Here is a 25916-nt window from a genome sequence, read left to right on the forward strand (position 1 = left end):
TTTTGATTCAAACAAGCTAACCAAAAGTCCAGGCTACTCCATATGAGTGACAACATGAAATATATGCTGTACCTAAACCCGCATAAAGTGTCATTACGAAGAGCAATGCCCTAATTCGGAAAGTTATCCGCCATCAATAGCAACACGGATAGCCTTAACGACATCCTTAACATCTTCGGTTGTCATCTTGGGAAATAACGGCAGCGTGATCGCAGTCTCGTAGTATCTCTCTGCATTTGGGCACAGTCCCTTAGCAAAGCCAAGTTGGTGATAATATGGCTGCAGATAAACCGGAATATAGTGAACGTTTACTCCAATGTTGAGTTCTCTTAATTTTTCAAATATCTCTTTTCGAGTGCGCTCAAAAAATTCGGGAAGAAAACGAACAACGTACAGATGCCAGCTGGAATTGGCCTTGGGATGCTGATACGGCAGGACAAGCCCGGGAATATCAGCCAATTCCCTATTGTACAACTCGATGATCTCCCTACGTCTGTGAACAAAACGATCCAGCTTGTCCATCTGGGATACGCCTAATGCTGCCTGAATATCGGTCATCCGATAATTGTAGCCCAGCGATTGCATCTCGTAATACCATGGGCCGTCGTTTCTGGTCATTTCATCCGGATTACGAGTCATGCCATGACTCCGGAACTGAATTAACTTTCGATAAAATTCCTCATTATCCGTGACGATTAATCCGCCTTCTCCCGTCGTTACATGTTTAACGGGATGAAAGCTAAACATCGTCATATCCGCCCATGTTCCCACTTTACGACCATCATAATCAGCTCCAAGCGAATGGGCCGCATCTTCGATCACAATAAGCCCATGTTTTCGGGCTATTTCGGAGATTCGGTCCATTTCGGCAGGTTGGCCTGCAAAATCAACAGCGATAATCGCTTTAGTGTTAGGTGTGATTTTTCCTTCCAATTCATTCGGATCTATATTATATGTTTCTAGGTTGATATCACAGAACACCGGGGTTCCGCCTTGATAAAGCACGCAATTGCTGCTTGCCAGAAATGTCAGCGGAGTCGTTATGACTTCGTCACCCACCCCAATTCCGGCCGCAAAACAAGAGCCATGCAGTGCGGCTGTTCCATTGGTGAAGGCCACACCATACTTGGCCCCAACATAGTCGGCTACTTTTTGTTCGAAGGCCTGGATCGCAGGCCCTTGCGTCAGAAAATCGCTTCTCAATACATCGATGACGGATTCAATATCCGTTTCATCCAGCCACTGCTGACCATATGGAAGCATACTGGATCTGGGCTGAAATGATTCGCTCATGTATTCCCCTCCTATTGAAGACCACCTTGTGCAATCCACTGTGTTGTGCGGGCAATTCCTTCTTCAAGGGACACCTCAGGTTCCCAGTCAAGCAGTTTTTTCGCCTTTGCTGAATTACAGAGCAGCTTCTCAATTTCGCTTTGGGGATGAATGTGCTCCACATGTTTGATTTTTTTTGGGTCCTTAGCTATGAGTTGAGCCAAGTCATTCACCGAGATATCTCTACCTAATCCTGCATTTACTACCTCACCGTTTACGGCGTCGCTGAATCCAGCGGCCACCACAAAACGGGCACAATCCTCGACATACAGCAAATCGCGCGTCTGCGTACCGGAACCGTAAATGTTCAGCGTTTTACCATCCAGTTCATTTTTGATGAAGATGGCCACTACGCCACCCTCCCCACCCGTTTTCTGAAAAGGACCGTACGTATTGAACGGACGGATGACCACAGTAGGCAAGCCATAAGCATAATAATAGGAGAGAACCATGTTTTCAGCGCCAATCTTGGCTCCCGCGTACGGAGAAGCCGGTTTGGTTGGATGCAGCTCATCGATCCCCTTTTCATCCGCGCAACGATCATATACCATACATGTACTCATAAACACTACTTTGGTGTGATGTTTACGGCATTGTTCAAGGATGTAGAAGGTTCCAACCGTATCATTATTAAAGGTAGTCCGGGGATCGTCAATCGAATCCTGTACATTAATGGAGGCTCCCAAATGATAACATATCGAGAATTGGTGTTTGTCAAACAAATCGCTCAACAAGTTCTCATCCAGAATGGTCCCTTCGATAAAAGCTTTCAAGTTAGGATGATTCTCAAACTCCGCAATATTCGAAGCGCGACCATTGGACAAGTCATCCAGAATCCATACAGAATGGCCTTCTTCCAATAGACGCTTTGCCACCCAACGTCCAATAAAACCGGCGCCGCCCGTTAACAAAATATTATGTGCCATTTTAGATAACCTCCCAGGTAAGTGGTGTTCCTTTAGTTACGTCTTTGGATACTGCGCGCCCCAAAAGCTCATCCAAATATTTCGTAGGCAGGCCCAACCCTGGGCGGATCGCCTTAATGTTATCCTTTGTCAATATATCTCCTTTGTTTAGATCCTTGGATATATATAAAGACCGCCGGTGTTTAAGAGACGGTTTCTCTCGCTCCGTTGCCCCATAAGTGATCTGTCCTAGTGACTGCCAAGCTCTCTCCGATTCCGTCACAAGTGCAGCCAGCTCCTCCGGCTCTAAGGAGAATGCGGAGTCCACTCCACCATCCGAACGTCTCAAAGTAAAATGTTTTTCGATCACAACGGCTCCCAGAGCCACTGCAGCTACAGAAACACCAACTCCCATGGTATGATCCGAGATACCGACGGAACAACCGAATAATTGCTCCAAATGGGGGATGGTCATTATATTGGTATTTTCAGGTGTTGCTGGATACGTGCTCGTACATTTGAGCAGCACCAAATCTTTACAACCGGCTTCACGGGCAGCCCTAACGGTCTCATCCAATTCAGCAATGGAGGCCATCCCGGTAGATATAATCAAAGGTTTCCCTGTTGCAGCCACTTTGCGGATCAACTGAATATCCGTATTCTCAAATGAGGCAATCTTGTAGGCCGGAACATTCAAACTCTCTAGGAAGTCCACCGCTGTTTCATCAAAAGGAGTGCTGAATGCCAGCATTCCCAGTTCAGCTGCCCGGTCAAAGATCGGCTTATGCCACTCCCATGGCGTATAGGCCTCCTGGTATAAAGAATAAAGGGAATTTCCCTTCCAGAGGCTATTAGGATCTTCAATAAAAAAATCGCCTTCATGGATATCCAAGGTCATGGTGTCTGCGGTGTAGGTCTGAAGCTTCAATGCATCCGCTCCAGCTTTTGCAGCTGCCTCTACGATTTGCAAAGCGCGCTCCAGGGACTGATTGTGATTTCCCGACATCTCTGCGATGACAAACGGTTTATGGTTGCGACCGATCCATCGATCGCCAATCTGTAAATGCATTATAAATCCCTCCCTAATTCCTGTTCATGATTTAAGTTAATGGAGTACTTATATTCTACGCATTCTTCTCCTTCATGTTGGAAAATGCCCTTTAATTCAAATCCTGCCTTTTCAAAAGTTACGACTGACGGTCTATTTCTGGTTTTGATGAGGGCCTTTAATTGATTACTCCCCAATTTCACGGAATTTCCTTCTACGAATTGGATAAATTCGATGAGGATTTTGCTTCCTAATCCCTTGCCCCGGAGCTTTTTGTCTATTAAAAAACTGATGACCCCATTTTGGTCTACACGCAAGAACCCTAATGGTTCTTCTGTCATCCCATCCTCAGCGATGTATAAATGAACGGTATCATCCGCCATTTTCTCTACGAACCATTTCTCATGATCTTCTTTAGATATCTTACTGGTATTGAAGGACATATTCCTTGTGACTTCATCGTTAGCCCACTCATAAAGCAGCCATATATCAGAAGACTTCACAATTCTAAATTTCATTCCATTCCCATCTCCCAAATATAATCATCCACGAGTTAACATTGAAATCACAGGATGCTCACCTTTTTTGTGCAGTAGCTTATTAAACTCAAGACAGTTTTTCCTTATCTGTTCCATAGGAGCCGAAAATGCAAGACAAGACTTCAGGAAACTTAAAATATCAATTTCCTTGACACTCTCGCTTCTCCCCAAATTGAATACTAACTCCTGTTGTCCAGCAGCTAACGTACCTTCAATTTGATTATCCGCAACAATAATGATCCCAGAGGGAACCCCCATGAAGCACCGTTCAATCATAGTAGTTCCTCCAGCACCAATAGCGAAGTCCGCATTCGCAAGCAATGTAGGCATGTGGGTACTTTTATAAAATGAAACACCTTTCAAAGGCAAACATCTGCGGTGTAATTCTTCCTTTATTGGATTAATCGGCCCTGCTACAATATGAAAGTGACTTCCAATCAACTGACTTGAATGTTTCTCTATAGTACTTAATATTTTTGATATTTCGTTGGTAGGGTCACCACCACCAAAATTAACAACAAATTCGATTTCAGAGTTTTTTTTCTTTTGTTTGTGTTGATGTTGGTAATAATCCGGATGTAATAGAAAAAATGTTGGTCCCAAAAAAAGTTCGGCGTGCTGCGGAACGAGTCCTACATACCTTTTACCCTGATTAGATTGCATATTTTGGTCGAGCAGAGCATCACAATCATGCTTTCGGTTTGCCAAGTCGTCGATAACCAAGATCTTGTGGACGACCGGACGCAGTCTTTCTTCCCACATTTCATCTATTCGGTAGTGATCGATAATCAGCCAATCTATTTTTTTGTTTTTTATAAGTTCTATTGTACATTCGGCGTCTATACGTGCATCGAATACATGTAATGAGTGTTCCTTCGTCTTCGATACTTCAAATTTCTCGAGCTTTAACTGCTCTTCCAGATTTATCGGAAAATCCGAATTACAAATAAAGCCGATTTGAACTTCACCCGTTTTCTTCAGCATCTTGGCCAAGGTTAAACAACGCGTAAAATGTCCCATACCCATAGAAGAAGAAGCACTCGTGCGAATAACAACATATTTCATAAACTCCCCCATCTCTGGTCCTGGATCCGGTGTTTATTCCCCTAACGCCTTCTGTTTAATATTGGCATTTATCGCTTCCAAATCAGGCCTCTCCGAAAGAAGTTGGTGGATATCACCCCAATGGAAAATATCCCCATTGTATAACAACTCATAAATTAGGGAAATTAATCTCCAATCCTCCGGCGTATCCAATGTAAGTCGATATTTCGATTCATCACTGGTATTAGCATACTTATGAATTTTAAACAACTCGGGGTGCTGATATATATATGGAGTTACGTGCTCATGTTCGTAATCAAGGGTTGCCTCCAGTTGGCATTTTCTTAAGGCTTCGAAGGTAAACACCTCCGTATCCAACCCCCGGGGAAAAGTGGCACTCAGACTGCTGCTCGAATAATCATAATCACTTTTTAGAAAATGCTGAATTACTTTATCTGAAATGACTGGATCAAGGAGCGGACAGTCAGAGGTGATACGAACGATATGATCGGCATCAAATCTCTTGGCAGCTTCATAATATCGATTAAGGACATTACTCTCGCTGCCCCTGTAGGAGGCTACCCCGTATCGTTCAGCCTCATCGCAGATGATTAAATCTTCTTCCAACTGAGAAGTTGCTACTATAACCTGGTCCACTGAGGAAAGCGCAAGGCAACGAGTGATTACATGGCCGAGAACTGAACGATCTTTTAGAATCTTCATCACTTTTCCGGGCAGGCGGCTCGAACCCATGCGAGCTTGAATAATAGCTACTGTTTTCATAGACTTCTCCCCCTTATTTAACCAGACCTTCTGTCTCCAGCCAATCCGAAATCAGGCTTTTTGAGATTGGATTAAACTGTAGGGAATCGAAGTCAGGATCCTCATTACGTCTGATATTACCACTGTATAACGCGGGAATTACAAACATATTTTCTGTTTCCTCTGCCACTGCATATTCATCCATTGTCATTAACTCTTCATATCTCTTTTCGCCAGGTCGAAGCCCAATATTCCGTATTTCAACTTCTGAATCGATTCGATAACGTTTCGTTACCAAATCAATCATGACTTCTGCCAAGTCGCCTATACGGATGACCGGCATTTTCAGAACGAATACCTCCCCGCCCTGCGCTCTATTATTCGCCTGAAGTATAAGCTCTATCGCTTGAGATGGCGTCATCATGTATCGAAGCATATTAGAGTCCGTTACGGTTATTCTTCTGTTCTCCAGGATTTGCTTTTTGAATAGAGGAATAACAGAGCCTCTTGATCCCATGACGTTTCCAAACCTTACGGATGAAAAAATGGTTCCTTTTGAGCCTTTTTGAAATTCGGCAGCCGAAATCAATCTTTCGGCCGTAAGCTTGGTAGCCCCATACGTATTGGTTGGTGAAATCGCCTTATCCGTACTTGTGAACAGCACTTTGGTGACATTATTTTCCAAGGCTGCCTGTATCACATTTTGCGTGCCTATTACATTGGTTTGAACGGCTTCGAAGGGATTATATTCACACGAAGGGACATGCTTCATTGCAGCGAGGTGAAATACATAATCAATTCCCTCCATGGCTCTTGTCAAGCGCTGCAGGTCTCTTACGTCACCGATCAGGTATCTAAGCCGATTTGCATCTTTTTGAAACTCAATGTTCATTTCATATTGCTTATGTTCGTCCCTGCTAAAGATCCGGATCACTTGGGGCTCTTCCAGCAATAACCTTCTTACAAGGTGATTGCCGATCGTCCCGCTTCCACCAATAATGAGAATTTTTTTACCATAGTATTCGTTGTACATCACTCATAACCGCCCTCTACATATTAATGGCATCAATTCTTCGGACAGACTCTTCGAAAACAGTTTTCAGCATCGGAATCTTGCTTTCAATTTGATTCACCAGAGATCCCAGATGGTTATGAATAAGGTCCGCTTTTCGAATCAAATTTTGCTCCATCGCAATTAAAGGCTGATGCTGGTCAAAATGCGCAATTTCAAGAGGCAAAACAATCTCATAAATGGTTGCAAACCATTCTCTAAAGACGATATCAGACCAGGCTGTTTCAATTTCGGCAATGGTCCGCTGGCACTTGGCGGGCTTAATCCGGCTAAGTTCCCGAATCGTATTTATCTTTTTCCGTAGTACGGACAGTTCAGCTTTCATCCCGGTTAAATCTTCCATCGTATTTATGATCTTTTCTTTTACGCGATGTATTGAATCCTGATCAACCCGATCTATTTCGCTGTTAAAGATACCGGCTACCTGATTCGCATCGAATTCACGATCCCGAATAAGTTCGTACACCTCTTCTACCGGCATCCATGTGGTGCCTTCCAGAACTGCTCCATATCTTGTGGAATTGATAAACTCGATTCCGGGCAAAGCTTCGAATAGATTTTCAAGTGAAACTTTCATAAAAATAAAGCTATCGCTTGCTTGATTATAAGATCCTTGAACGTTCGGAACCTTATGAGGCGCCTTTTCTACCAAGGAGGCTATTTTTTCATCATCGATATGTTCAACCCCGTCGGCATAAAACTGCCCTCCCGGGAAAGACAGGTCTTGGCCCATCATGATGATTCTTCTCGCTCCCATCCACACGGCAGCCTGAATCGCTGTTCCCGTTACCGTTGGAGTCGGTGACAGTGCTGTTTGAGCTTTATCTATCTCCATAAAATATTGGGATACCTCATCATTGCTCATTACAGCATGTATTTTATGATCCGTTTTTCGATCCGTAATTTCATAATAAGACGTAGACGCATATAGTAGAGGTGTCTCCAATGTCCTCGGATCCGAGAACACTTTTCCATTGATCGGACCACCGTCCAACGTAACAGCAATGTGCGGCTGTATACCATGTTTAACAAGGGCTTGAATGCTTGAGCCAGCACTTAGTATGAGCGCATGAGGGTATAAGCGTTTAATCCACTCTATATCCGCCTTCAAAGAAGGGCCTGAAGCTACAACTACAGCCGTACTATTTGGAAAAACATTCCTCAAGCTTTCGATCGGAGTGGATGACAGCATATCCGCCATTTGGTAGAGTCCGTTACGAACCCAATCTTCCTTAAAAAATTGGTGGGTTTTCAGGTTCGAGTCATACGTCACTTGAAACTCTTCAAACTTGCTCTTGATCCCTCTCAAAACATCCATCTCTTGCTCCAAATAATAGCGAAGAGCCACAAAGGCAAGAGTCTGCTGCATATGGACAGCGGCCATATAGAAAACTGCATTTAATTGATCTTCCCCAATGCCTATATAATACAGGTTCCGATGGTTCAGCAAATCCCTAAGATCATAATTTACTATAGTTTTGTAAAATTGATGTACGTCAGGCTCGTACACATACAACAGCCGATCAGGGTACATCTCCAACAAATCGGCTATGGCCAAGCCTTGGGCAAACCCATATATGAAGATGCATCCCGTGCTTTCAACCGATTCGCGAACAGCCTGAAGCCATTCATGATCCCGTTCAACGCGTTCAATATAAGTGAAGGTGTCTTCCTCAAGGGAAGTTTCGAACGAAGCGAATTTATGTGCAACATGAGAAAAACGTTCTTTCAGTACATTTAAATTTAACATTAAATTCGACAAATCCACATACCACCATTCTGGGCTTTATATTTCATTTATCGGTATACGCTGAATGGAAATGAACATTTCCTCAAAAATACTGAAATGAAGGAGGGACGCGCTCTCCCCTATTGTAAAGATAATGAAAACGCAACTTCCAACTCTGTTCCGTTAACTTCGCCAGGTTCTAACTTCCCCTGGTTTCTCTTGCCCCAATCGTCACCAAAAAACACAAATGACCCATACGAAGAGTGCTTTTCTCAAAGCGCTCTCCGTATGGGTCCAAGTTTTTGGTGAAGTTATTTTCGCTGGTCAATAAACAGACCATCTATCATATACGATTGATGATATGCATTTTGCTGAACACGAATTACTCCCTGTTTCTGCGTCCATTCCCCTGCTTCATCTTTGAGCTGATGCATCCGACGAAGAATGCTGCTATCAAAACCGAGGATGTTTTGAATCATTTCACGATGCTGATCATTAATTTCGGATCGAAGCAATTGAAGCTCCTTCATAATTTCTTCCCTTGTTTCGGTCATCCGTGTAAATTCTTCATGATCCCATTGGTCCAAATGTTGAACCGCCTCTTCGGTGATCTCTTGCAGCTTCCCGAGTAAAATATCAACCTCGCCCGTACTCATCAAGCTCCACCAGGAATTCCGGAGACTTTACTTGCTTCCATCCAAGCTTCACGCAGCTCCAACAAGTGCTCCAATACTTCATTGGCTTTGGTTGCATCCTTGCGAACATTGGATTGAATCAAAAGGTGCAGCATATACTCATATATTGCCAATAGATCTTTGGATATGCTGTAATCAAAATTAAGGGAAGAAATCAGCTCGTTGACGATAGCCTGAGCCTTACAAAGATTATTGTTCGCTTTCTCGTGGTTACGTTCACTAATACCTTCTATTCCAGCCCGGACGAATCGAATCGCCCCATCGTACAACATAATCAGCAATTTGGATTTCGATGCGGTTTGGGCTTGGGCTTGCTGATATTTCTGATAGGGTGAGTTGATCAATGTCTTCGTTCCTCCTTTTAAATCCTAGAAACCAGCCAGTGCCGATGAAGTTGAATTATACCTGTTTATAGCTGTCTCCATAGCGGTGAATTTTTTATAATAGTTGGTTTCGATTCTGTTCAGTTTACTGGTCAGCTCGCCGATGCGACGGTCCAAAGCTGTAAGTGCTTCCCCCATGGTGCTATTGGCCATAAATGTTGAAGTCAGATCTTTGCTTACTTGGGAAGTACCAGCAGTCTCTGCCATCTGCTGTAAAGATACATTGGTGATTTTACGCATTTTTGCAAGCAAACCGTCCGATTGTTTATAGTCATTATCCGTAAAGGATGAACTATAATTGGTTGAGAAGAAATTGGTCACAATATCCGGATCTTTTTCCAAAGCTTCTTTGAGCTTGTCCGTATCCAGCTGCAATTTACCATTGGTCTGATACGTGCCTGTTGTAATCCCGAGCTCCGTCAGCATCAAAGGTTTTTTGACGGTTGATGTGGTGCCATCGGCATTAGTAACCTCAACCGTTCTCCCGATATCCACGCCTTGCAGCATCGCTGTTCTCATATCCGATATGGTTCTCTGCAATATGCTGTCGTTTTTGAGCATGCCGCTTTTGGCTTTATCGGTCCAGAGCTTCGCTTCCTCATCACTCATTCCAGCTCGTTCTTCTGTAGACAATGGCGCATATTTTTTATAGCGTTCTTCACTAACTTTACTATTCAAGGAAGATAAAACGTCATTGTAGGCATCCACGAAGCCTTGAACCGCCTCTACGACTTTATCTGTATCCTTGGAGATCGCAATCCGGGAGGCTGTGCCGTTTGTTGGAGTTGTTTCATTAAGCGTTAATGCAACTCCATTGATATCAAAGGTGTTGGATGATTTAGTAACCGTAAGCCCATTGATGACAGCTTCGGCGTCTAGCCCCGTTTTCACGTTCAGGCCAAACGCACTGGTGATCCCGGGATCGATTTGCAAAGCACTGGTTGATCCCGTAGTTTTGCTTGTCAGGGACAAACCAGTTTTGGGATCATAAATAGCGGTTACTCCCGCAGTTTTATTGTTATTTACTTTCGCTACAAAAGCATCGATCGTATCTCCGGCATCCAGGTCGATCTGGGCATTGCCTATTTGGTACGTTCCTGTAGCAATGCCAAGCCCTCCAAGCGTTGTGGACGAACTTTTTTCGGTCCAGTTTTCCGAAACCCCGCTTGAGGCCGTCGCCAAGCGATTTACTCTCACTTCAAGCATACCGCTCGCTGACGATGAGGCTACAGCAGTCACTGCCGTAGTATTTCCGGTAACGGTTGCCTTCTGGGCATTCATCACGGTGCTTGAACTTAGTTTTGTTATTTTGTCTTGAAGAAACGTGACCATCTTAGTGCTCACTTCTCTGTAACTTTCCCTCTTCCATTCCATAAGCTGTTTTTGTTGATTCAGTTTATTGAGAGGTACGCTTTCTGCAGTCATCAGCTTTTTGACGATTGCATCAATATCCAGACCGGACGAAAAACCTGAAATTCTGGTAACCATTCACTTCTCCTCCTCATTATATTTTTTTGTCTACGATGATTCCCGTGATCTCCATCATCTTCGCAACCACGTCCAAAATTTTTTCAGGCGGGATTTCACGAATCAGGTCCCCGGTTTCTTTATTCAAAACTTTGATTGTAATGGCGTGTGTTTTATCATGCACAGATATTTCCAATGTTCTCTGGGGTCCCTGAATGGCCTCGATGGCTCTCTGCAATTCCCGAATAGATTGTTCCTGGGTTTGATGCAGCTTGGGTATGGTGGTTACGGGTGGGGGCTGCAAAGTTGAATCGACATCATTCGGATTGGAGGACGAATCGCTTTTTGGATAGGGCCTCATTGGTCCAGGCAAGTTCCCACTAATTCCGTTCGAAATACTCGAGTCCATACTTTCCCTCCATTTGGTTTAAAATAAAATATCCAGCTTCTTCCCATCGTTAACTTATATATCGGTAAAATTTCGCTATTCTTTATGAATTTCAAGAAATTTAATTAAAAAAAGGCCCCGCTTGTAGCGAGGCCTTTCCAAACATGTTTTCGAAATTAACGCAGCAAGGACAGAACGCCTTGTGGCGCAGAGTTCGCTTGAGCAAGCATGGATTGGGAAGCTTGCAGCAAGATGTTGTTTTTGGACAGGGCAACCATTTCTTTCGCCATGTCAGTATCACGAATACGGGACTCGGAAGCAGTCAAGTTCTCAACTGTTGTTCCCAAGTTATTGGAAGTGTACTCCAGACGGTTTTGTACCGCACCCAGGTTCGCACGTTGTGTAGCCACTTTTTCAATCGCTGAGCTAATATTGGACAAAGATGTTCCTGCACTCAAGTTCGAGAAGCCGGTTGTCACAACTTTAGCAATGTTAATTTTGAATTTAGAATCATCCGCTTGGATGGATACGCTCGAAGTAGCAGCACCTTTGATTTTGATGCCGTTGAAGTTCGTGTTAGACATGATGGAGTCAATTTGTTTACCAAGCTGTCTCAACTCAGCGTTGATGTTGGATTTGTCTCCGGAGCCATATGTTCCGTTTTCTTTTTGCACGTTCAGTTCTTTCATACGTCCCAGCATGGAGCTGACTTCGTTCATTGCGCCCTCTGCAGTTTGTGCGAAGGAGATCCCGTCTTGAACGTTACGTTGAGCTTGCTCCAAACCACGGATTTGACCGCGCATTTTCTCGGAGATCGAAAGACCTGCAGCATCGTCAGCTGCACGGTTGATGCGCAGACCGGAAGACAATTTCTCCATGTTTTTGCTTGCGTTCGCACTGTTCAGACCCATGTTGCGGTGTGTATTTACTGCTTGAAGATTGTGGTTGATAATCATTTGATTTTCCTCCCTGAAATGGTAATATTCCCACATCCATGTGGTATAAGCGTCTTCACAGGTCGGCCGCCCCGAAGATTTCTCGCTCTATTATATATATCGACACCATGCCGTAACTTGTTTATAGCTTGGCCACAATTTTATACATATTTTTTTAAAATACAAACGGTGTATTAAGAACCGTTATTCCCGCGATTCAGTTTTTTGACCTCATCCTTCAGTTTAGACAGATCCATGACAGCATCCTGGTTGCTTTGCTGAATGGCATCAAGAATTTCTTTGCGATAGATTTCGATGTCACGGGGCGCGGTTATTCCTATTTTTACATTCTCGCCATCTACCGAAATCACGTTAAGAATGATATTATCTGCAATCACAATCGATTCGCCTTTCTTCCTTGATAAAACCAGCATTAAACCTCTCCTCCTTCTTCCTCTCTTTTCCACAGATAATGCTTTGTCCTGTAATCCGTATTCTGAAGAACAATCTGCTTGCCAAGCTTTTTCTCCCGATTGAATACCACAGGAGCCAGCAAGTTAGCCGAGGATTTGGACATCTCGCTGTGAATCGTAATAATGCTGCGAACCAAGACCTGGCCAGGATCTGTTATGGAAAGCTCATCCACGTTCTCGGGAGAAAGTTCAAACTCATAATCCACTTTAAAGTCGAAGGGATTAATTGTAATAAACGAGATCGCCGGATTGTCAACCGCGGTCAACAGGCTAAATACTTCGTCATGCTGTTGTATTTCAAAGGCTTTTAGTTCTTCAAAGCCAGGCAGACCTTTCGAAAAGGTATAAATCTCTTTCATTGTTGTTTCATTCACAAGTCTCACCTCAGGATTCATTTTTTAATCTGAATAAAAAAGCTATGGACCGTTCCATGGCCATAGCTTAATTGTTTGTGCAACTATTGAACAGATATCATTCATTTAACGCATAAAGTCCATCAAAGAAGGCTGCATGATTTGGGCAGAAGATTTTAGCGAAGCCTGGTATATCGTCTGCGCGGAGGTAGCCTGAATCATCAAACTTGCGACATCTGCATCCTCTGTCTTCGCCTGCAGCGTAGTAAAATTCAAATTTTGATCCGTCAAGCGATTTTGAACCAACTCAACGCGATTGGACCGTGCCCCTACTTCGGACAAACTTGCCTGCATTTTAATAGATCTCGACTCGATATTTTTCAGTTCTTGCTGTACTGCGGTTTTGCTTCCGCTATTCAAAGCAGATGAAAGATTATCGAGAATTCTAAAAACATTGTCACCGTCCGTTTTGTTGCCAAAGAATTCAGAACCGGAAGTGTTGATCTGGAAGGTTACCTGCTGACTAATGGAATAAATAACCCCTTTAGTATCCGTTTCTACGTCCGCATAATCGGTTACAGTGGAGGAAAGCTGATAAGGAGCCTGGTCGTACATCTGTCCATTAAAAATGTATTTCCCCCGGATCTGGGTATTGCCGATATCAACCAGATGCTGCTTTAGTTCATCCACTTCAAGATTAACAGCCTGCAAATCTGAATCGGACAACGTCCCATTGGCCCCCTGAACAGCCAACTCTTTCAATCTCTTCATGACATCCAATGCCTGCTGCATGTTGGAATCCGTCGCGTCCAACCAGCTTACGGCTGCGTCTGTGTTAGTCTGGTATTGTTCGTTGGAGGCCAGCTCGGCGCGATAGCGCAAAGCATACGTTACACCCACCGGATCATCGGAAGGTTTATTGATTTTTCGGCCCGTGGCGATCTGATTGGACATGTTGTCCATGCGGTAAAGATTCCGATTAAGGTTACTGAGCATTTGAGTGCTCATCATGCCGGAAGTTACACGAATAGCCATCTACTTGTTACCCCTTTCTAGACATTAACGACCGACGACGCCGGTACTGTTAATGAGTTTGTTCAGCAGCTCGTCATAGGTTGTCATGAATCGGGCGGAAGCACTATAGGCATGCTGGAATTTAATAAGATTGCTCATCTCCTCATCCAGTGAAACCCCGCTCACCGACTGGCGATTCAAATCAACCTGCTCCGTCAACAGCTGCGCGTTCTGTGCCTGACGCTCGGATTCCTGTTTTTGGACCCCCAATTGTCCGACGATCGCTCCGAAATAATCATCTGAGGTTGTTGGTCTGGACCCGCCAAAATCAAATTTGGCATCCTTCAGCTGCGACAAAATCAAAGCCAGGCTGTTATTGCCCAGAACTACGCTTTCATTGGCACCTGTTCCGGTCGTTCGCATAGAAGTAGCGATCTTGTTAGGATCGTTCTGGATGTCGGTATTCAATGTAATGTTACCGGCAGTGATCGTCCCGGAACCGTCCTTGGTCGCAAAAAAATCACCGCCAGCCGTAGGCGTCGACCCGCTCAGCGTATAACCAAGGTGGTGCAAGCCATTAATCCCTTGAACCGTCACTGTCAGGTCCGATGCTAAAGTTCGGTTGTTGTTTGCATCCGAATACGTAATATTGTTGAACACCGTTCCATTCGGAAGTACGCTGCCTGCAGGAATCGTAATTTCAATATCTCCTGTGGCGAGAGTATTAGCCAGTTTGTTCATTTGGTTGCGATAATCGGCCACATGAACGTCACGCGCATAAATCATGCCGTACACTTCACCTCCACCAAGCGTTCCTGCCTGATAGGAGTTTTCGAGAATCGCGGATGTGACAGGCACAACTGCATTCCCCGTTACCGCAACTTGGCCAGCTACGGTAACCTGGTAACCGCTATCCAATTCGGCGACGTTAACGCCGACGATTTTGGACAGCTGATCCACGGCATAGTCCCGCTGGTCGCGCAAATCATTCGCATTATCCCCAAGTTGCTCTACCCTCATGATGTTGTTATTCAGGTCCGCTATGCTTTGCAGATACGAGTTAATCTCAGTCGTTTTAAGCTCAACATTATTGGTAAGGTCGTTCGTCAATGCATCCAACTGTAAACTGATCTGATTAAGGCCGTCAGTAAGCGCAAGAGTCGTTTCCTTGACAATCTTCCGGTTCGTTACGTCCTGAGGATCCTGGCTAAGGTCGGACCATGCGCTCCAGAAGTTATTGAGGACTGTACGAATCCCCGTTTCAGACGGTTCATTCATGATAGTCTCCAGCTTCTCCAACGTACTGTTTCGAACCGTCCAACCGCCAAGTGCCGTATTCTCGTTCCGATACTGCGCATCAAGGAAACCCTCTCTGACACGTCTGATGGAATTGAATTCCACCCCTGTTCCGAGCTGCCCCGGAGCCGACGTACGTAAAAATTGAATAGCATCGATGGGATCCGCTGCCGTCATGTTTACGACCTGGCGCGAGTATCCCGGTGTATTGGCATTGGAAATATTATGCCCTGTCGTATTCAGGGCAGCCGTCTGCGTAATGATACCGCGTTTGGCAGTTTCAATTGAATGGAATGTTGAAACCATCTGTTAATCCTCCATTTTAAGCCCTTGTATCAAACATTCCGGAGCGTGTCATACCATAGCTTTTCTCCGAAGGGTTCTGATATGTGGCATCAGATTCAGAATGAAACGACATTGTCTCGATAACAAAATCAAGATATGAGAGCGATTGCTGAATAAGCTGCTGATTTGCTTCGTTTAGATGTTTTACTTTCTGTAGAACATCCGTTAAAGAAGATTGGACCTGGTGTAGCAGTCTTTTTTCCTCCGGGTCAAAGACAAGCCTGGACAACTCGCTGATCGTCAGGTTTAGTCTGGACTTAATTCCCCGTCCTTCCAAAAAGCGATGGACCTGCTCAAGCCTCTCGGCCTCGATTTGCTCAATTCGCTTAACCAATTTCGATTCATGATGAGTCAATTGAATCAACACATCCACTTTATTGGAAATAATGGCCTGCTGCTTCATCTCTCCCAATTCCAACATTTCCACATGTGAAGCCTCCAGTTGCCGCAAAACACCTATGATCGGTTCGATCAGCATAGTTCCTCCTAATTATTAGGGAAGTTCTTGAAGTAAGGCAGCAGCTTGTCGGCAAGCCTTTTGCTGTCTACCTGATACGTCCCCGAGCTTATTTGTTCCTTAAGCTCCTGAATCCGCTGCGCACGCGCCGGATCCTGTATACGGCCTTGTTCCTCAAGCATTTTCATCGCCTCCGGAGAAATGGATACTTCATCCTTACGGCGGCTTTTTTTGGCGTCAGCCTGCTGCTGATTGGATTCAACGTTCCTCTGATATGAATTGATTGCACCAATTCGACTCGGTTCATTGATTTTCATTCCGAACTACACTTCCTTCCACCACAGGATTTTTTCATTATCTTGCATCTGTATGTTCTTAAACTCGATTGGGATAATTAAAAAAACCGATAATCTTTAATAAGTTTATCGGTACGAAATAAAGCAATTGTTATAGTAAAAACGGTATTTAAGCCCTCATTCCTACGAATCCCGTAGTTTGTCGACGGTTCTGTAGGTTCGCCCTCCTATGTCGTCGTTCTCCTTCTGACCTACTTCCCGTGCGGCTCCGGCCAAGTCCTTGGTCAAACGCGCACGGCAAGAGTCACACATATGCCCTTCCCTGATCAGGTTTCCGCATACTTCACAAGGATACATCAGATTCGGGGCATTCTCGACGGAGATTCGCCCTTCACGGATAAACTTTGTAATTTGTTTGATGGAAACATCCGTAGCGTCGGACAATTCCTGTATGTTAGCGCCTTTGTTTTCCCGCAAATACTCGGCGCATGTTTGATACTCCAATTCAATCTCCTTGATGCAGTTGGAACATACGTCCCTGAAATTCAAGGCATACAATCTGCCACAGCGAGGACAATTACCCAAATTCATTCCTCTATCGCCCCTCTCAAGCTTCCTCTTCCCGAATATCGATTTATTTACTACATTACCTTATTTTCTGTCGTGAAGCCATAGGGCGTTTACAAAAAATAGAGAAACAGAATGCATATATACGCAAACTGTCCCTCTTGTTGGATTACTAATTTAACGCTTTGATCGTTAAAACGGCGGACCATGCACTTGAGTTTTGTTCACTAACGGCTCTGATCCGGTATTTGTGCTGACTGGACGGGAGCTGATCTGCATGAATCCATTGGGGATCACTTGTCGTTCCAACGACTTGCCCATCCGCTTCGATCTCATAAAACGTTGCACCAACTACCGCATCCCAGCCCAATGCGATAGAGGTGCTGTCTGCTGTGCCTTTCAATACCGGTGTACCTAATAGCGTCATGCCGCTGATCAAGTCACTCCACGCGCCTACACCTGCTGCGTTCTTCGAGCGGATACGGAAGGTATGCTCCGTATTGGCAACCAGACCACTCTTCGTATATGCTACGCCCGTCACTGGTACTACGGTGCCATCAATTTCGAGGTCATAGCCCGTTGCTCCCGTTACGGCTGTCCATTTCAGCGCAATCGCTACATTTGTCGTCGTATTGATCGCCAAGCCGCTCACTGCACCAGGCACGGTGTTTTGTGTCAGGACTACTGTCCACGCACTGGTGTTGGTATCGGTCAATGCACGAATGCGGTATTTGTGTGCCGTTCCCGGCAGCAAACTGCTGTGCGTATAGGTTGGCTCGGTCACTGTACCCACAACCACGCCATCCGCTTCGACTTCATATGTTGTCGCATCGGCAATCTCTGCCCATGTCAGGGTTACCTTCGTTTCTTCTGATGTCGCTTTCAATACCGGCGTATTCAGTAAGGTAGTCCCGCTAATCGGTTCACTCCATGCGCCCGGACCTGCTGCATTCTTCGAGCGGATACGGAAGGTATGCTCCGTATTGGCAACCAGACCGCTCTTCGTATACGCTACGCCCGTCACAGGCACTACGGTGCCATCAATCTCCAGATCATAGCCCGTTGCTCCGGTTACGCCTGTCCATTTTAGCGTAATCGCTACGTTCGTCGTTGTCGTTGTATTGATCGCCAAGCCGCTTACTGCACCAGGCACGGTGTTTTGTGTCAAGACTGCTGTCCATGCACTGGTGTTGGTATCGGTCAGTGCACGAACGCGGTATTTATGTGCCGTTCCCGGCAGCAAACTGCTATGCGTGTAAATGGGCTCGTCCACTGTGCCAACAACCACGCCATCAGCCTCTACTTCATATCTTGTGGCATCGGCAATCTCTGCCCACGTCAGGGTTACCTTCGTTTCTTCCGATGTCGCTTTCAACACTGGCGTGTTCAGCAGCGTAGTCGCATTAATCGGTTCACTCCACGCGCCCGCACCTGCTGCGTTCTTCGAACGAATGCGGAAGGTGTGCTCCGTATTGGCGGCAAGACCGCTCTTCGTATATGCTACGCCCGTCACAGGCACTACGGTGCCATCAATCTCCAGATCATAGCCCGTTGCTCCGGTTACAGCTGTCCATTTCAGCGCAATCGCTGCATTCGTCGTTGTATTGATCGCCAGGCCGCTTACTGCACCCGGGATGGTATTTTGTGTCAGGACTGCTGTCCATGCACTGGTGTTGGTCTCGGTCAGTGCACGCACGCGGTATTTGTGTGCCGTTCCCGGCAATAAACTGCTATGCGTGTAAGTGGGCTCGTCCACTGTGCCGACAACCACGCCGTCCGCTTCTACTTCGTATTTCGTTGCGCCGTCAATCTCTGCCCATGTTAGGGTTACCTTCGTTTCTTCCGATGTTGCTTTCAATACCGGCGTGTTCAGCAGCGTAGTCGCATTAATCGGTTCACTCCATGCGCCCGCACCTGCTGCATTCTTCGAACGAATACGGAAGGTGTGCTCTGTATTAGCGGCAAGACCGCTCTTCGTATACGCTGCGCCCGTCACTGGCACTACAGTTCCGTCGATCTCCAGATCATAGCCCGTTGCTCCGGTAACGGCTGTCCATTTTAGCGCAATCGCTGTGTTCGTCGTTGTATTGATCGCCAAGCCATTCACCGCACCTGGCACGGTGTTTTGTGTCAGAACAGCTGTCCATGCACTGGTGTTGGTCTCGGTCAACGCACGCACGCGGTATTTATGTGCCGTTCCCGGCAGCAAACTGCTATGCGTGTAAGTAGGCTCGTCCACTGTGCCCACAACCACCCCATCGGCTTCTACTTCATATGTTGTGGCATCGGCAATTTCTGCCCATGTCAGAGTTACCTTCGTTTCTTCCGATGTTGCTTTCAACACTGGCGTATTCAGTAAGGTAGTCCCGCTAATCGGTTCACTCCATGCGCCCGGACCTGCTGCATTCTTCGAGCGGATACGGAAGGTATGCTCCGTATTGGCAACCAGGCCGCTCTTCGTATACGCTACGCCCGTCACTGGCACCACCGTGCCATCGATTTCGAGATCATAACCTGTTGCTCCGGTGACGGCTGTCCATTTCAGCGCGATCGCCACGTTTGTTGTGGAGTTGATCGCCAGGCCGCTTACTGCTCCTGGGACAGTGTTTTGTGTCAAAACTGCTGTCCACGCACTGGTGTTGGTTTCGGTCAACGCACGCACGCGGTATTTGTGTGCCGTTCCCGGCAGCAAACTGCTATGCGTGTAAGTGGGCTCGTCCACTGTGCCGACAACCACACCATCGGCCTCTACTTCGTATGTTGTGGCATCGGCAATCTCCGCCCACGTCAGGGTTACCTTCGTTTCTTCCGATGTCGCTTTCAACACTGGTGTATTCAGCAGCGTAGTTGCATTAATCGGTTCACTCCATGCACCCGGACCTGCTGCATTCTTCGAACGAATACGGAAGGTGTGCTCTGTATTAGCGGCAAGACCGCTCTTTGTATACGCTACGCCCGTCACAGGCACCACCGTTCCGTCGATTTCGAGATCATAACCCGTTGCTCCAGTGACGGCTGTCCATTTCAGCGCAATCGCCACATTTGTTGTGGAGTTGATCGCCAAGCCGCTCACTGCACCAGGCACGGTGTTTTGTGTCAGGACCGCTGTCCACGCACTGGTGTTGGTATCATTCAGCGCACGCACGCGGTATTTATGTGCCGTTCCCGGCAGTAAACTGCTATGCGTGTAAGTGGGCTCGTCCACTGTGCCGACAACCACGCCATCTGCTTCTATTTCATATTTCGTCGCACCATCAATCTCTGCCCATATCAGGGTTACCTTCGTTTCTTCCGATGTCGCTTTCAACACTGGCGTATTCAACAGCGTAGTTGCACTAATCGGTTCACTCCACGCGCCCGGACCTGCTGCATTCTTCGATCGGATACGGAAGGTATGCTCCGTATTGGCAACCAGGCCGCTCTTCGTATAGGCTACGCCTGTCACAGGCACTACCGTGCCATCAATCTCCAGGTCATAGCCCGTTGATCCGGTGACGGCTGTCCATTTCAGCGCAATCGCTACGTTTGTTGTGGAGTTGATCACCAAGCCATTCACCGCACCTGGCACGGTGTTTTGCGTTAGGATTGCCGTCCATGCACTGGTGTTGGTATCATTCAGCGCACGCACGCGGTATTTGTGTGCCGTTCCTGGCAGCAAACTGCTGTGTGTATAGGTTGGCTCGGTCACTGTGCCCACAACCATGCCATCGGCCTCTACTTCATATTTCGTCGCGCCGTCAACTGCGGGCCACGCCAACATGACTTCTTCTTGCGAAGGACTCGTTTGAATGACTGGAGTACTCAGTTGCGTTGTTACATTCAACATTTCCGTCCATTTGCCTGCCCCGCCTGCATTTTTGGATCTGATCCGGAAGGTGTGCTCTGTATTTGCACCAAGACCCGTCTTTGTATAGGTCGTACCCGTTACTGGAGTGATTACCCCATCAATCTCAAGATCATATCCGGTAGCACCTTTAATCGCATCCCAGGATATCGAAATTTTGTTCCATGCCACGTCGGTTGTTTTCAAACCATTTGCCGAATTAGGGACAACCAACTGGGTGATCGTGCTGCTCCACTCACTCTCATTGTCCGACGAAAGGGCTTTGACCGAATATGTATGACTCGAATTAGCTTCCAGACCCTCGTGTACATAGGAGGTTACATTTCCTAAATTAATGGCTTCTCCGCCATCAACAACCAATTGATACCGATCAGCGTTGTCTACGGCTGTCCATTGTATCGTGTTTTTTCCTTCTTCTGAACTTGATGACAATATCGGTTTGGCCAAGAGTGTTTTGACCTCATATACACTGCTCCAATCGCTCGTACCCAAAGGATTCAGAGCCCGGACCCTGTACGTATGGCTCGTATTCGGCGCAAGTGCATCGCTCGTAAACGTTGTACCGTAAAACGGGCCCTTAATCACGCCGTCCTCTTCGATCTCGTATTGAAAAGCCTGCTGCACATGATCCCATGACAGCATAATCGCTGATTCGTTTTTAGTCGCGCTGAGATTAGATGGAGCCGCAGGAATCTGTTCGAAAGGAGTCGGGCTGCCACCTTCTAAATCAGGATTAGCGTATTCCGCCTTTTTTGTATAGTATGGGTTCAACTTGGAGTAGAAATCTACGACTTCTCCGGTATCCGCATTAACTACAAGCGTTAATGGACTCACGTGGTAGTCATATACATAAGTCGGTGTCGGCAGCCCCAACACATCATCATTAGTGATGGTCCACTGACCAACGTTCATGCCGGATTGTCTATACGTCATTTCGGAATAAGTCTCATAGATCCGGCTAAAATCAACGAAAAATGCATGATCTATCTGTCCCGCATAGTTGGAGTTGTAGGATCCGAACTGAACCTTCGTGATATAATCCACATTTCCAAGAACGGATTGTCTGCGGGTAAAAGAGTATCCTGTAGTAGAAATATTGTAGGACCTTACCCAACTTAAATTGATGTCCTTCTGGTTCACCTGCAATTTACCGCCGTCCTTTGTCATGACGTAACGGTAATCGTTGCTAGCCGAAACAATCGTTCCCCCACCAACCGCTGCAGCCTGCGCAACCTCCCCTCCATACAAGCCAAGTTGCCCGAATACCAACGTTAAAACCAGCATTCGGACGGCCCACAAATATAAACGGCTTTTTTGTTTTCCTGGTACCACCATCGTTCTCCCCTTCAAAAGATATATTGTGCCACCTCCGGGATATGGCCGATTCTGGAAATGGCAGCAATATGTATTCTATGCCGTGAACCTAATTCCTCCTTTTAACATGGGGGTTATTTATTGTTTTTTATAAAACCGGTAAATTCAGCAAACAACATGTCTGCATATGATATGGATTAATATTAAACCATCCAAAATTCAGCATGTTTCAAACGAATTTTACGCATCTCATTATTGAAAATTAAGATCTTGCTAACGTAAGTGTATACACCTCTGTCAAAATGCCGGCTTCCCGCGCAGCCTTCAGGATGACTTCGCTGCAAGCATCAAGCGTGCTTCCTGTTGTATAGATATCGTCCACCAGCAGCAAGCGGAGCGGCGTTTGTGAAGGTATGGGATCTTCAGAACGCTGGCGGCGTCCTAAATCGGCCAACAGCTGCATCGCATCCGGCTGCAGGGCAAAGGCATGCTGCATCGTCTCGATCCGCTCCGCGCGAGACTTGAAGCTCTGTTTGGCGGTGTTGACCGGGCGGCTAATCAGGTCAACGAGCGGTAGGCGGTGCGCGGCGGCGAGGCCTGCCGCCAGCCGCTCCGCCTGGTTGAAGCCGCGCTCGGCGAGGCGTTCCCCGCTGACCGGAACATAGGTCACGGCGTCCGGCCGCCATGGCGGCAACGGTTTGCGCAGCAGCGACCCGGGTCTTCGGGTCGCTGCCGAGAGGTGGACGCCCGCGGCCATGGACGCGGGCGGGACAGGTGGATGGGGAGCGTCATCCACCCGCAACCGTGCAGAAGCGGCAGGTTGTGCCGCCAAAGCGGGGATCTCTTTTGCCACAGCCGCATTCATCTCCTCGCTCATCGCCCGGAAAGCTTGTACCACCATGGCCGTCAGAAGCGGGCCGTACCGCCCATGCCCCCGGAATTTGTACATGCCGATCCATTCCTTCATCCAGGCATTGTATTGCACGGCACTGCGGTTGCAGACAAACGAGCGCTCCCGCATATGCGGGCGAAGGCAATCGGGGCAGCCTATGCCCCGGCCGCAGCGCAAACAGCGGATCGAACGAATCCACGGAATTTGCTGTGCGCAGCGGAAGCAGATGCCGGGATAATCCGCCGACAACCTCGCTCTGGTGCCGCACGTCAGACAGGTCTCTCCCGGTGGTGCGAGCAATTGATGCAGCAGGTGAACGAGCTTGCGCAGTTGGCCGGATACTCCTTCGAACCCATTGAACATGATGGCTGAGTACCTCCGTTTACGATTTATTGGGATCCCGGCGTGTTCAAATACCCTTTGCGGCGGGCGATCGCGTTCATTTTGCGGATTTGAGCCACGGCTTTGACCTGGGAGCGCGTCCGTTTGGGAGAAGCAAACACGACCTTGCCTGCCGGATCGTCCAGCGAGCGCCCTGCCCGTCCGGCCATTTGTACCAATGACGCCTCATCGAACAGGCCGTTGTCTGCATCCAAAATGAATACGTCGCTCCGCGGAATGGTCACGCCGCGCTCCAAAATGGTCGTTGTGACGAGCAGCCGGATGTCGCGTTCCCGAAAGGCGACGACTTTGCCGCCCCGTTCGGCGTCCTGGGAAGAGGTGCCCTCGACCCGCACATGCGGAAAGCGGCGGCGAAGCAGAGACACAAACGGTTCGATCTGCGCAATGCGCGTCACGAAAACGAAAACTTGCGCGCCGCGTTTAAGGGAGATCCGGATCTGGTTTTGCAGGGAAGCCGGAAGATCGCGTTTGCGAATGCACTCCGCCACGGCGGGTAACTTCAGCAGTAATGGCACCGGCAGCGGATGGCGATGAAAACGTACCGGTACTCGGGCGTGCTCCAGTTTGCCCCAAGCCACCTCTCTTTGCATGCCGGCAGGCGGCGTAGCCGATAAGTAGACAAAGTGTCCTCCTGGTTTGCAGGACGCCGCCGCGGCATGTGCGAGCATAGGATCTCCGTGATATGGAAACGCATCGAGCTCATCAATCACAACCAGGTCAAACGCCTGGTAAAACCGCATGAGCTGGTGAGTGGTGGCAAGGGTCAGCTGTGCGTCTTTCCAACGCTCGGCGCTGCCGCCATACAGCGTGGCGAGCGAAGCGTGTGGGAACGCTTTGGCGATCCGTGGCGCCAGTTCGAGCACGACGTCCCTACGCGGTGTTGCCACGAGCGCTCTCCCTCCTCGCTCCACGACATGCTGCAGGAGCGGGAAAATCATTTCGGTCTTGCCGGCCCCGGTGACGGCCCAGAGCAAGAACCGCCCCGGCCGCCCTCCTGCGGGCGGCCGGCCCAAAAACGCCAGCGCCGCGGCAGCCGCCTCGCTCTGCGCTGCGCTAAGCCCCCACCGGGCGAGCCCGCCCCCGGTGGCACCGGCCGTGCCATGCACGGCCGCAGGCGCTGCGCTGCGCAGCAGCAGCGCACAAGCCCGGCTGCGCCCGAGCGCGAGGCATGCCTCGCAGTAGGCGCACGCCGCCAGCCCGCAGGCAGCGCAGGGCACGCGCTGCCGGGCAACGCTGCCGCAGCGGCGGCAGCGGGGCGCGCTTCGCGCGCGGGGCAGCCACGCGGCACGGCGGCGCGTGGCAAGCTCCAGGGCGGCAGCGAGCTGCAGCCGCCCGTGCAGGTGCGCGAGCTGCGCAGCCGCGCGCCAGGCAGAGGCCAGCGGCGGAGCGGTGCCCGCCAGCAGCGCCTCTGCCTCGGCCGCCAGCAGTTGGCGGCCGCGAAACCGCTCGGCCAGCAGGGCAGCATCCTGCCCAAGCTGAGCCCAGGCGGTGGCGGGATAAGGCTCCGGCATCCCGCCCGCCCCCTCTGCCGCCCAGAAAATCGCCGGGCGGCCTCTACAGGCTTCGCGTTCGCCCAAAGCCTCCTCATACTGCAGGAGTCTGCGCCGCATATACTGCTGCCAATGCTTTCTTTCCCACTGGTCCATGCCCCGCTCCGCTTCGAATCCGTTCACCAGCCAAGAAGCTTGACTCATCGCGAGCGCGCCATCCAGCAAAACCCACCGCCACGCCGCCTTCCCGCCCCTGTCTTCCACCCACCAGGCCGCATCGACCCGAATATCCAGCGACAGCTTCATGATCCATCCTTCGTCTGAACGGACGACATATAGCGCAACTTTCATACTCTCTCTCCTCCCTGTAGCACTCGAATCTCCCCAAACGGAAACCAAAAAAAGCACATACCGCCCGACAAAATATCGGGAGCATGTGCTTCATGTCCACTGGATAATCTATTTTTGATTAGCTTGTCCTCTAAATATATCGTGTATATTCGTTTTCCACAAGAACCATTCGTTCATCAACTTGATGTAAGGCCAACCTTTTGCACATGCGTCGTGGAGTCCCCTTCAGGAATCGTCTCAATAACCAAAGAATTCCCAGACTCCATCCACACTCCGTACATTTCTAAGCGAAAGTGTTCACCTCGTCCATTCTCATTTCTCGATGTGTCCAACTTGGGAAAAGTTTCTCGAAACACGCGAAACTTTTCCCCGTTCGCTTCGTCTATACTTTTAAATTAAGAATTCCAGGTACGAACAAGTGACGTATGTGCTCTCCTCACCTATGAACCAATATACAACCATAGATTGCAAAAAAATCCATTATAACTTTAATAGCAGAATTGACTACAATGACAAAAAAAGA

Annotated in this window: 23 protein-coding genes; all 23 read right to left on the reverse strand. The window is 47.9% G+C overall.

Going from position 1 to position 25916, the window contains the following annotated elements; all coding sequences use genetic code 11:
• Window positions 1–123 precede the first annotated feature (123 nt).
• Window positions 124–1293, reverse strand: a complete 1170-nt coding sequence (gene pseC / locus MKY59_RS28345; protein WP_339274914.1) for a UDP-4-amino-4,6-dideoxy-N-acetyl-beta-L-altrosamine transaminase — start codon at window positions 1291–1293, stop codon at window positions 124–126.
• Window positions 1294–1304: 11 nt separating this feature from the next.
• Window positions 1305–2258: a GDP-mannose 4,6-dehydratase gene (locus tag MKY59_RS28350; protein WP_236420920.1), complete on the reverse strand. Its 954-nt coding sequence runs from the start codon at window positions 2256–2258 to the stop codon at window positions 1305–1307.
• 1 nt (window position 2259) lies between these two features.
• Window positions 2260–3306 (reverse strand): pseudaminic acid synthase, encoded by a 1047-nt coding sequence (gene pseI / locus MKY59_RS28355; RefSeq protein WP_339274916.1) that lies wholly within the window; start codon window positions 3304–3306, stop codon window positions 2260–2262.
• Window positions 3306–3803, reverse strand: coding sequence for a GNAT family protein (locus tag MKY59_RS28360; protein WP_339274917.1), 498 nt, complete (start codon window positions 3801–3803; stop codon window positions 3306–3308). The genes pseI and MKY59_RS28360 overlap by 1 nt, the downstream gene beginning before the upstream one ends.
• A 24-nt stretch (window positions 3804–3827) precedes the next feature.
• On the reverse strand, window positions 3828–4889 hold the full coding sequence (gene pseG, locus MKY59_RS28365; RefSeq protein WP_339274919.1) for a UDP-2,4-diacetamido-2,4,6-trideoxy-beta-L-altropyranose hydrolase: 1062 nt from the start codon (window positions 4887–4889) through the stop codon (window positions 3828–3830).
• 33 nt (window positions 4890–4922) lie between these two features.
• Window positions 4923–5651, reverse strand: coding sequence for a glycosyltransferase family protein (locus MKY59_RS28370; RefSeq protein ID WP_339274921.1), 729 nt, complete (start codon window positions 5649–5651; stop codon window positions 4923–4925).
• Window positions 5652–5664: 13 nt separating this feature from the next.
• A complete protein-coding gene (locus MKY59_RS28375) occupies window positions 5665–6663 on the reverse strand; it encodes a UDP-N-acetylglucosamine 4,6-dehydratase family protein (RefSeq protein ID WP_339274923.1) in 999 nt (332 codons plus the stop codon).
• Window positions 6664–6679: 16 nt separating this feature from the next.
• On the reverse strand, window positions 6680–8464 hold the full coding sequence (locus MKY59_RS28380) for a 6-hydroxymethylpterin diphosphokinase MptE-like protein (protein WP_339274925.1): 1785 nt from the start codon (window positions 8462–8464) through the stop codon (window positions 6680–6682).
• A gap of 278 nt (window positions 8465–8742) precedes the next feature.
• Complete coding sequence (locus MKY59_RS28385) at window positions 8743–9018, reverse strand: hypothetical protein (protein ID WP_339274926.1); 276 nt, start codon at window positions 9016–9018, stop codon at window positions 8743–8745.
• A 68-nt stretch (window positions 9019–9086) separates the two neighbouring features.
• Window positions 9087–9470: a flagellar export chaperone FliS gene (gene fliS / locus MKY59_RS28390; RefSeq protein WP_339274927.1), complete on the reverse strand. Its 384-nt coding sequence runs from the start codon at window positions 9468–9470 to the stop codon at window positions 9087–9089.
• Between the two features lie 24 nt (window positions 9471–9494).
• Window positions 9495–10997 (reverse strand): flagellar filament capping protein FliD, encoded by a 1503-nt coding sequence (gene fliD, locus MKY59_RS28395; protein ID WP_339274928.1) that lies wholly within the window; start codon window positions 10995–10997, stop codon window positions 9495–9497.
• Between the two features lie 16 nt (window positions 10998–11013).
• Entirely contained in the window at window positions 11014–11385 is a 372-nt protein-coding gene (locus MKY59_RS28400; RefSeq protein ID WP_339274929.1) for a flagellar protein FlaG, read from the reverse strand.
• 155 nt (window positions 11386–11540) lie between these two features.
• The gene (locus tag MKY59_RS28405) at window positions 11541–12320 is read right to left on the reverse strand and encodes a flagellin (protein WP_339274930.1); all 780 of its coding nucleotides are present in this window, start codon (window positions 12318–12320) and stop codon (window positions 11541–11543) included.
• 173 nt (window positions 12321–12493) lie between these two features.
• A complete protein-coding gene (csrA, locus tag MKY59_RS28410) occupies window positions 12494–12733 on the reverse strand; it encodes a carbon storage regulator CsrA (protein ID WP_339274932.1) in 240 nt (79 codons plus the stop codon).
• The gene (locus MKY59_RS28415; RefSeq protein WP_339274934.1) at window positions 12733–13146 is read right to left on the reverse strand and encodes a flagellar assembly protein FliW; all 414 of its coding nucleotides are present in this window, start codon (window positions 13144–13146) and stop codon (window positions 12733–12735) included. Before MKY59_RS28415 ends, csrA begins: the two co-directional genes overlap by 1 nt.
• 105 nt (window positions 13147–13251) lie before the next feature.
• Complete coding sequence (gene flgL, locus MKY59_RS28420) at window positions 13252–14160, reverse strand: flagellar hook-associated protein FlgL (RefSeq protein WP_339274935.1); 909 nt, start codon at window positions 14158–14160, stop codon at window positions 13252–13254.
• 24 nt (window positions 14161–14184) lie between these two features.
• Window positions 14185–15741: a flagellar hook-associated protein FlgK gene (gene flgK, locus MKY59_RS28425; RefSeq protein ID WP_339274936.1), complete on the reverse strand. Its 1557-nt coding sequence runs from the start codon at window positions 15739–15741 to the stop codon at window positions 14185–14187.
• A gap of 16 nt (window positions 15742–15757) precedes the next feature.
• Window positions 15758–16258 carry a flagellar protein FlgN gene (locus MKY59_RS28430; RefSeq protein WP_236420936.1) on the reverse strand — a complete coding sequence of 167 codons (501 nt, stop codon included), beginning with the start codon at window positions 16256–16258 and terminating at the stop codon, window positions 15758–15760.
• 8 nt (window positions 16259–16266) lie between these two features.
• Complete coding sequence (gene flgM, locus MKY59_RS28435) at window positions 16267–16554, reverse strand: flagellar biosynthesis anti-sigma factor FlgM (protein ID WP_339274938.1); 288 nt, start codon at window positions 16552–16554, stop codon at window positions 16267–16269.
• A 162-nt stretch (window positions 16555–16716) separates the two neighbouring features.
• On the reverse strand, window positions 16717–17124 hold the full coding sequence (locus tag MKY59_RS28440; protein WP_339274939.1) for a TIGR03826 family flagellar region protein: 408 nt from the start codon (window positions 17122–17124) through the stop codon (window positions 16717–16719).
• Window positions 17125–17272: 148 nt separating this feature from the next.
• Complete coding sequence (locus MKY59_RS28445; protein WP_339274940.1) at window positions 17273–22279, reverse strand: fibronectin type III domain-containing protein; 5007 nt, start codon at window positions 22277–22279, stop codon at window positions 17273–17275.
• Between the two features lie 241 nt (window positions 22280–22520).
• Window positions 22521–23513 carry a ComF family protein gene (locus MKY59_RS28450; RefSeq protein ID WP_339274942.1) on the reverse strand — a complete coding sequence of 331 codons (993 nt, stop codon included), beginning with the start codon at window positions 23511–23513 and terminating at the stop codon, window positions 22521–22523.
• A gap of 26 nt (window positions 23514–23539) precedes the next feature.
• The gene (locus MKY59_RS28455) at window positions 23540–24769 is read right to left on the reverse strand and encodes a helicase-related protein (RefSeq protein ID WP_339274943.1); all 1230 of its coding nucleotides are present in this window, start codon (window positions 24767–24769) and stop codon (window positions 23540–23542) included.
• Between the last annotated feature and the right edge of the window lie 1147 nt (window positions 24770–25916).

Source organism: Paenibacillus sp. FSL W8-0426, from assembly GCF_037969725.1.
Taxonomy (GTDB): domain Bacteria; phylum Bacillota; class Bacilli; order Paenibacillales; family Paenibacillaceae; genus Paenibacillus; species Paenibacillus hubeiensis.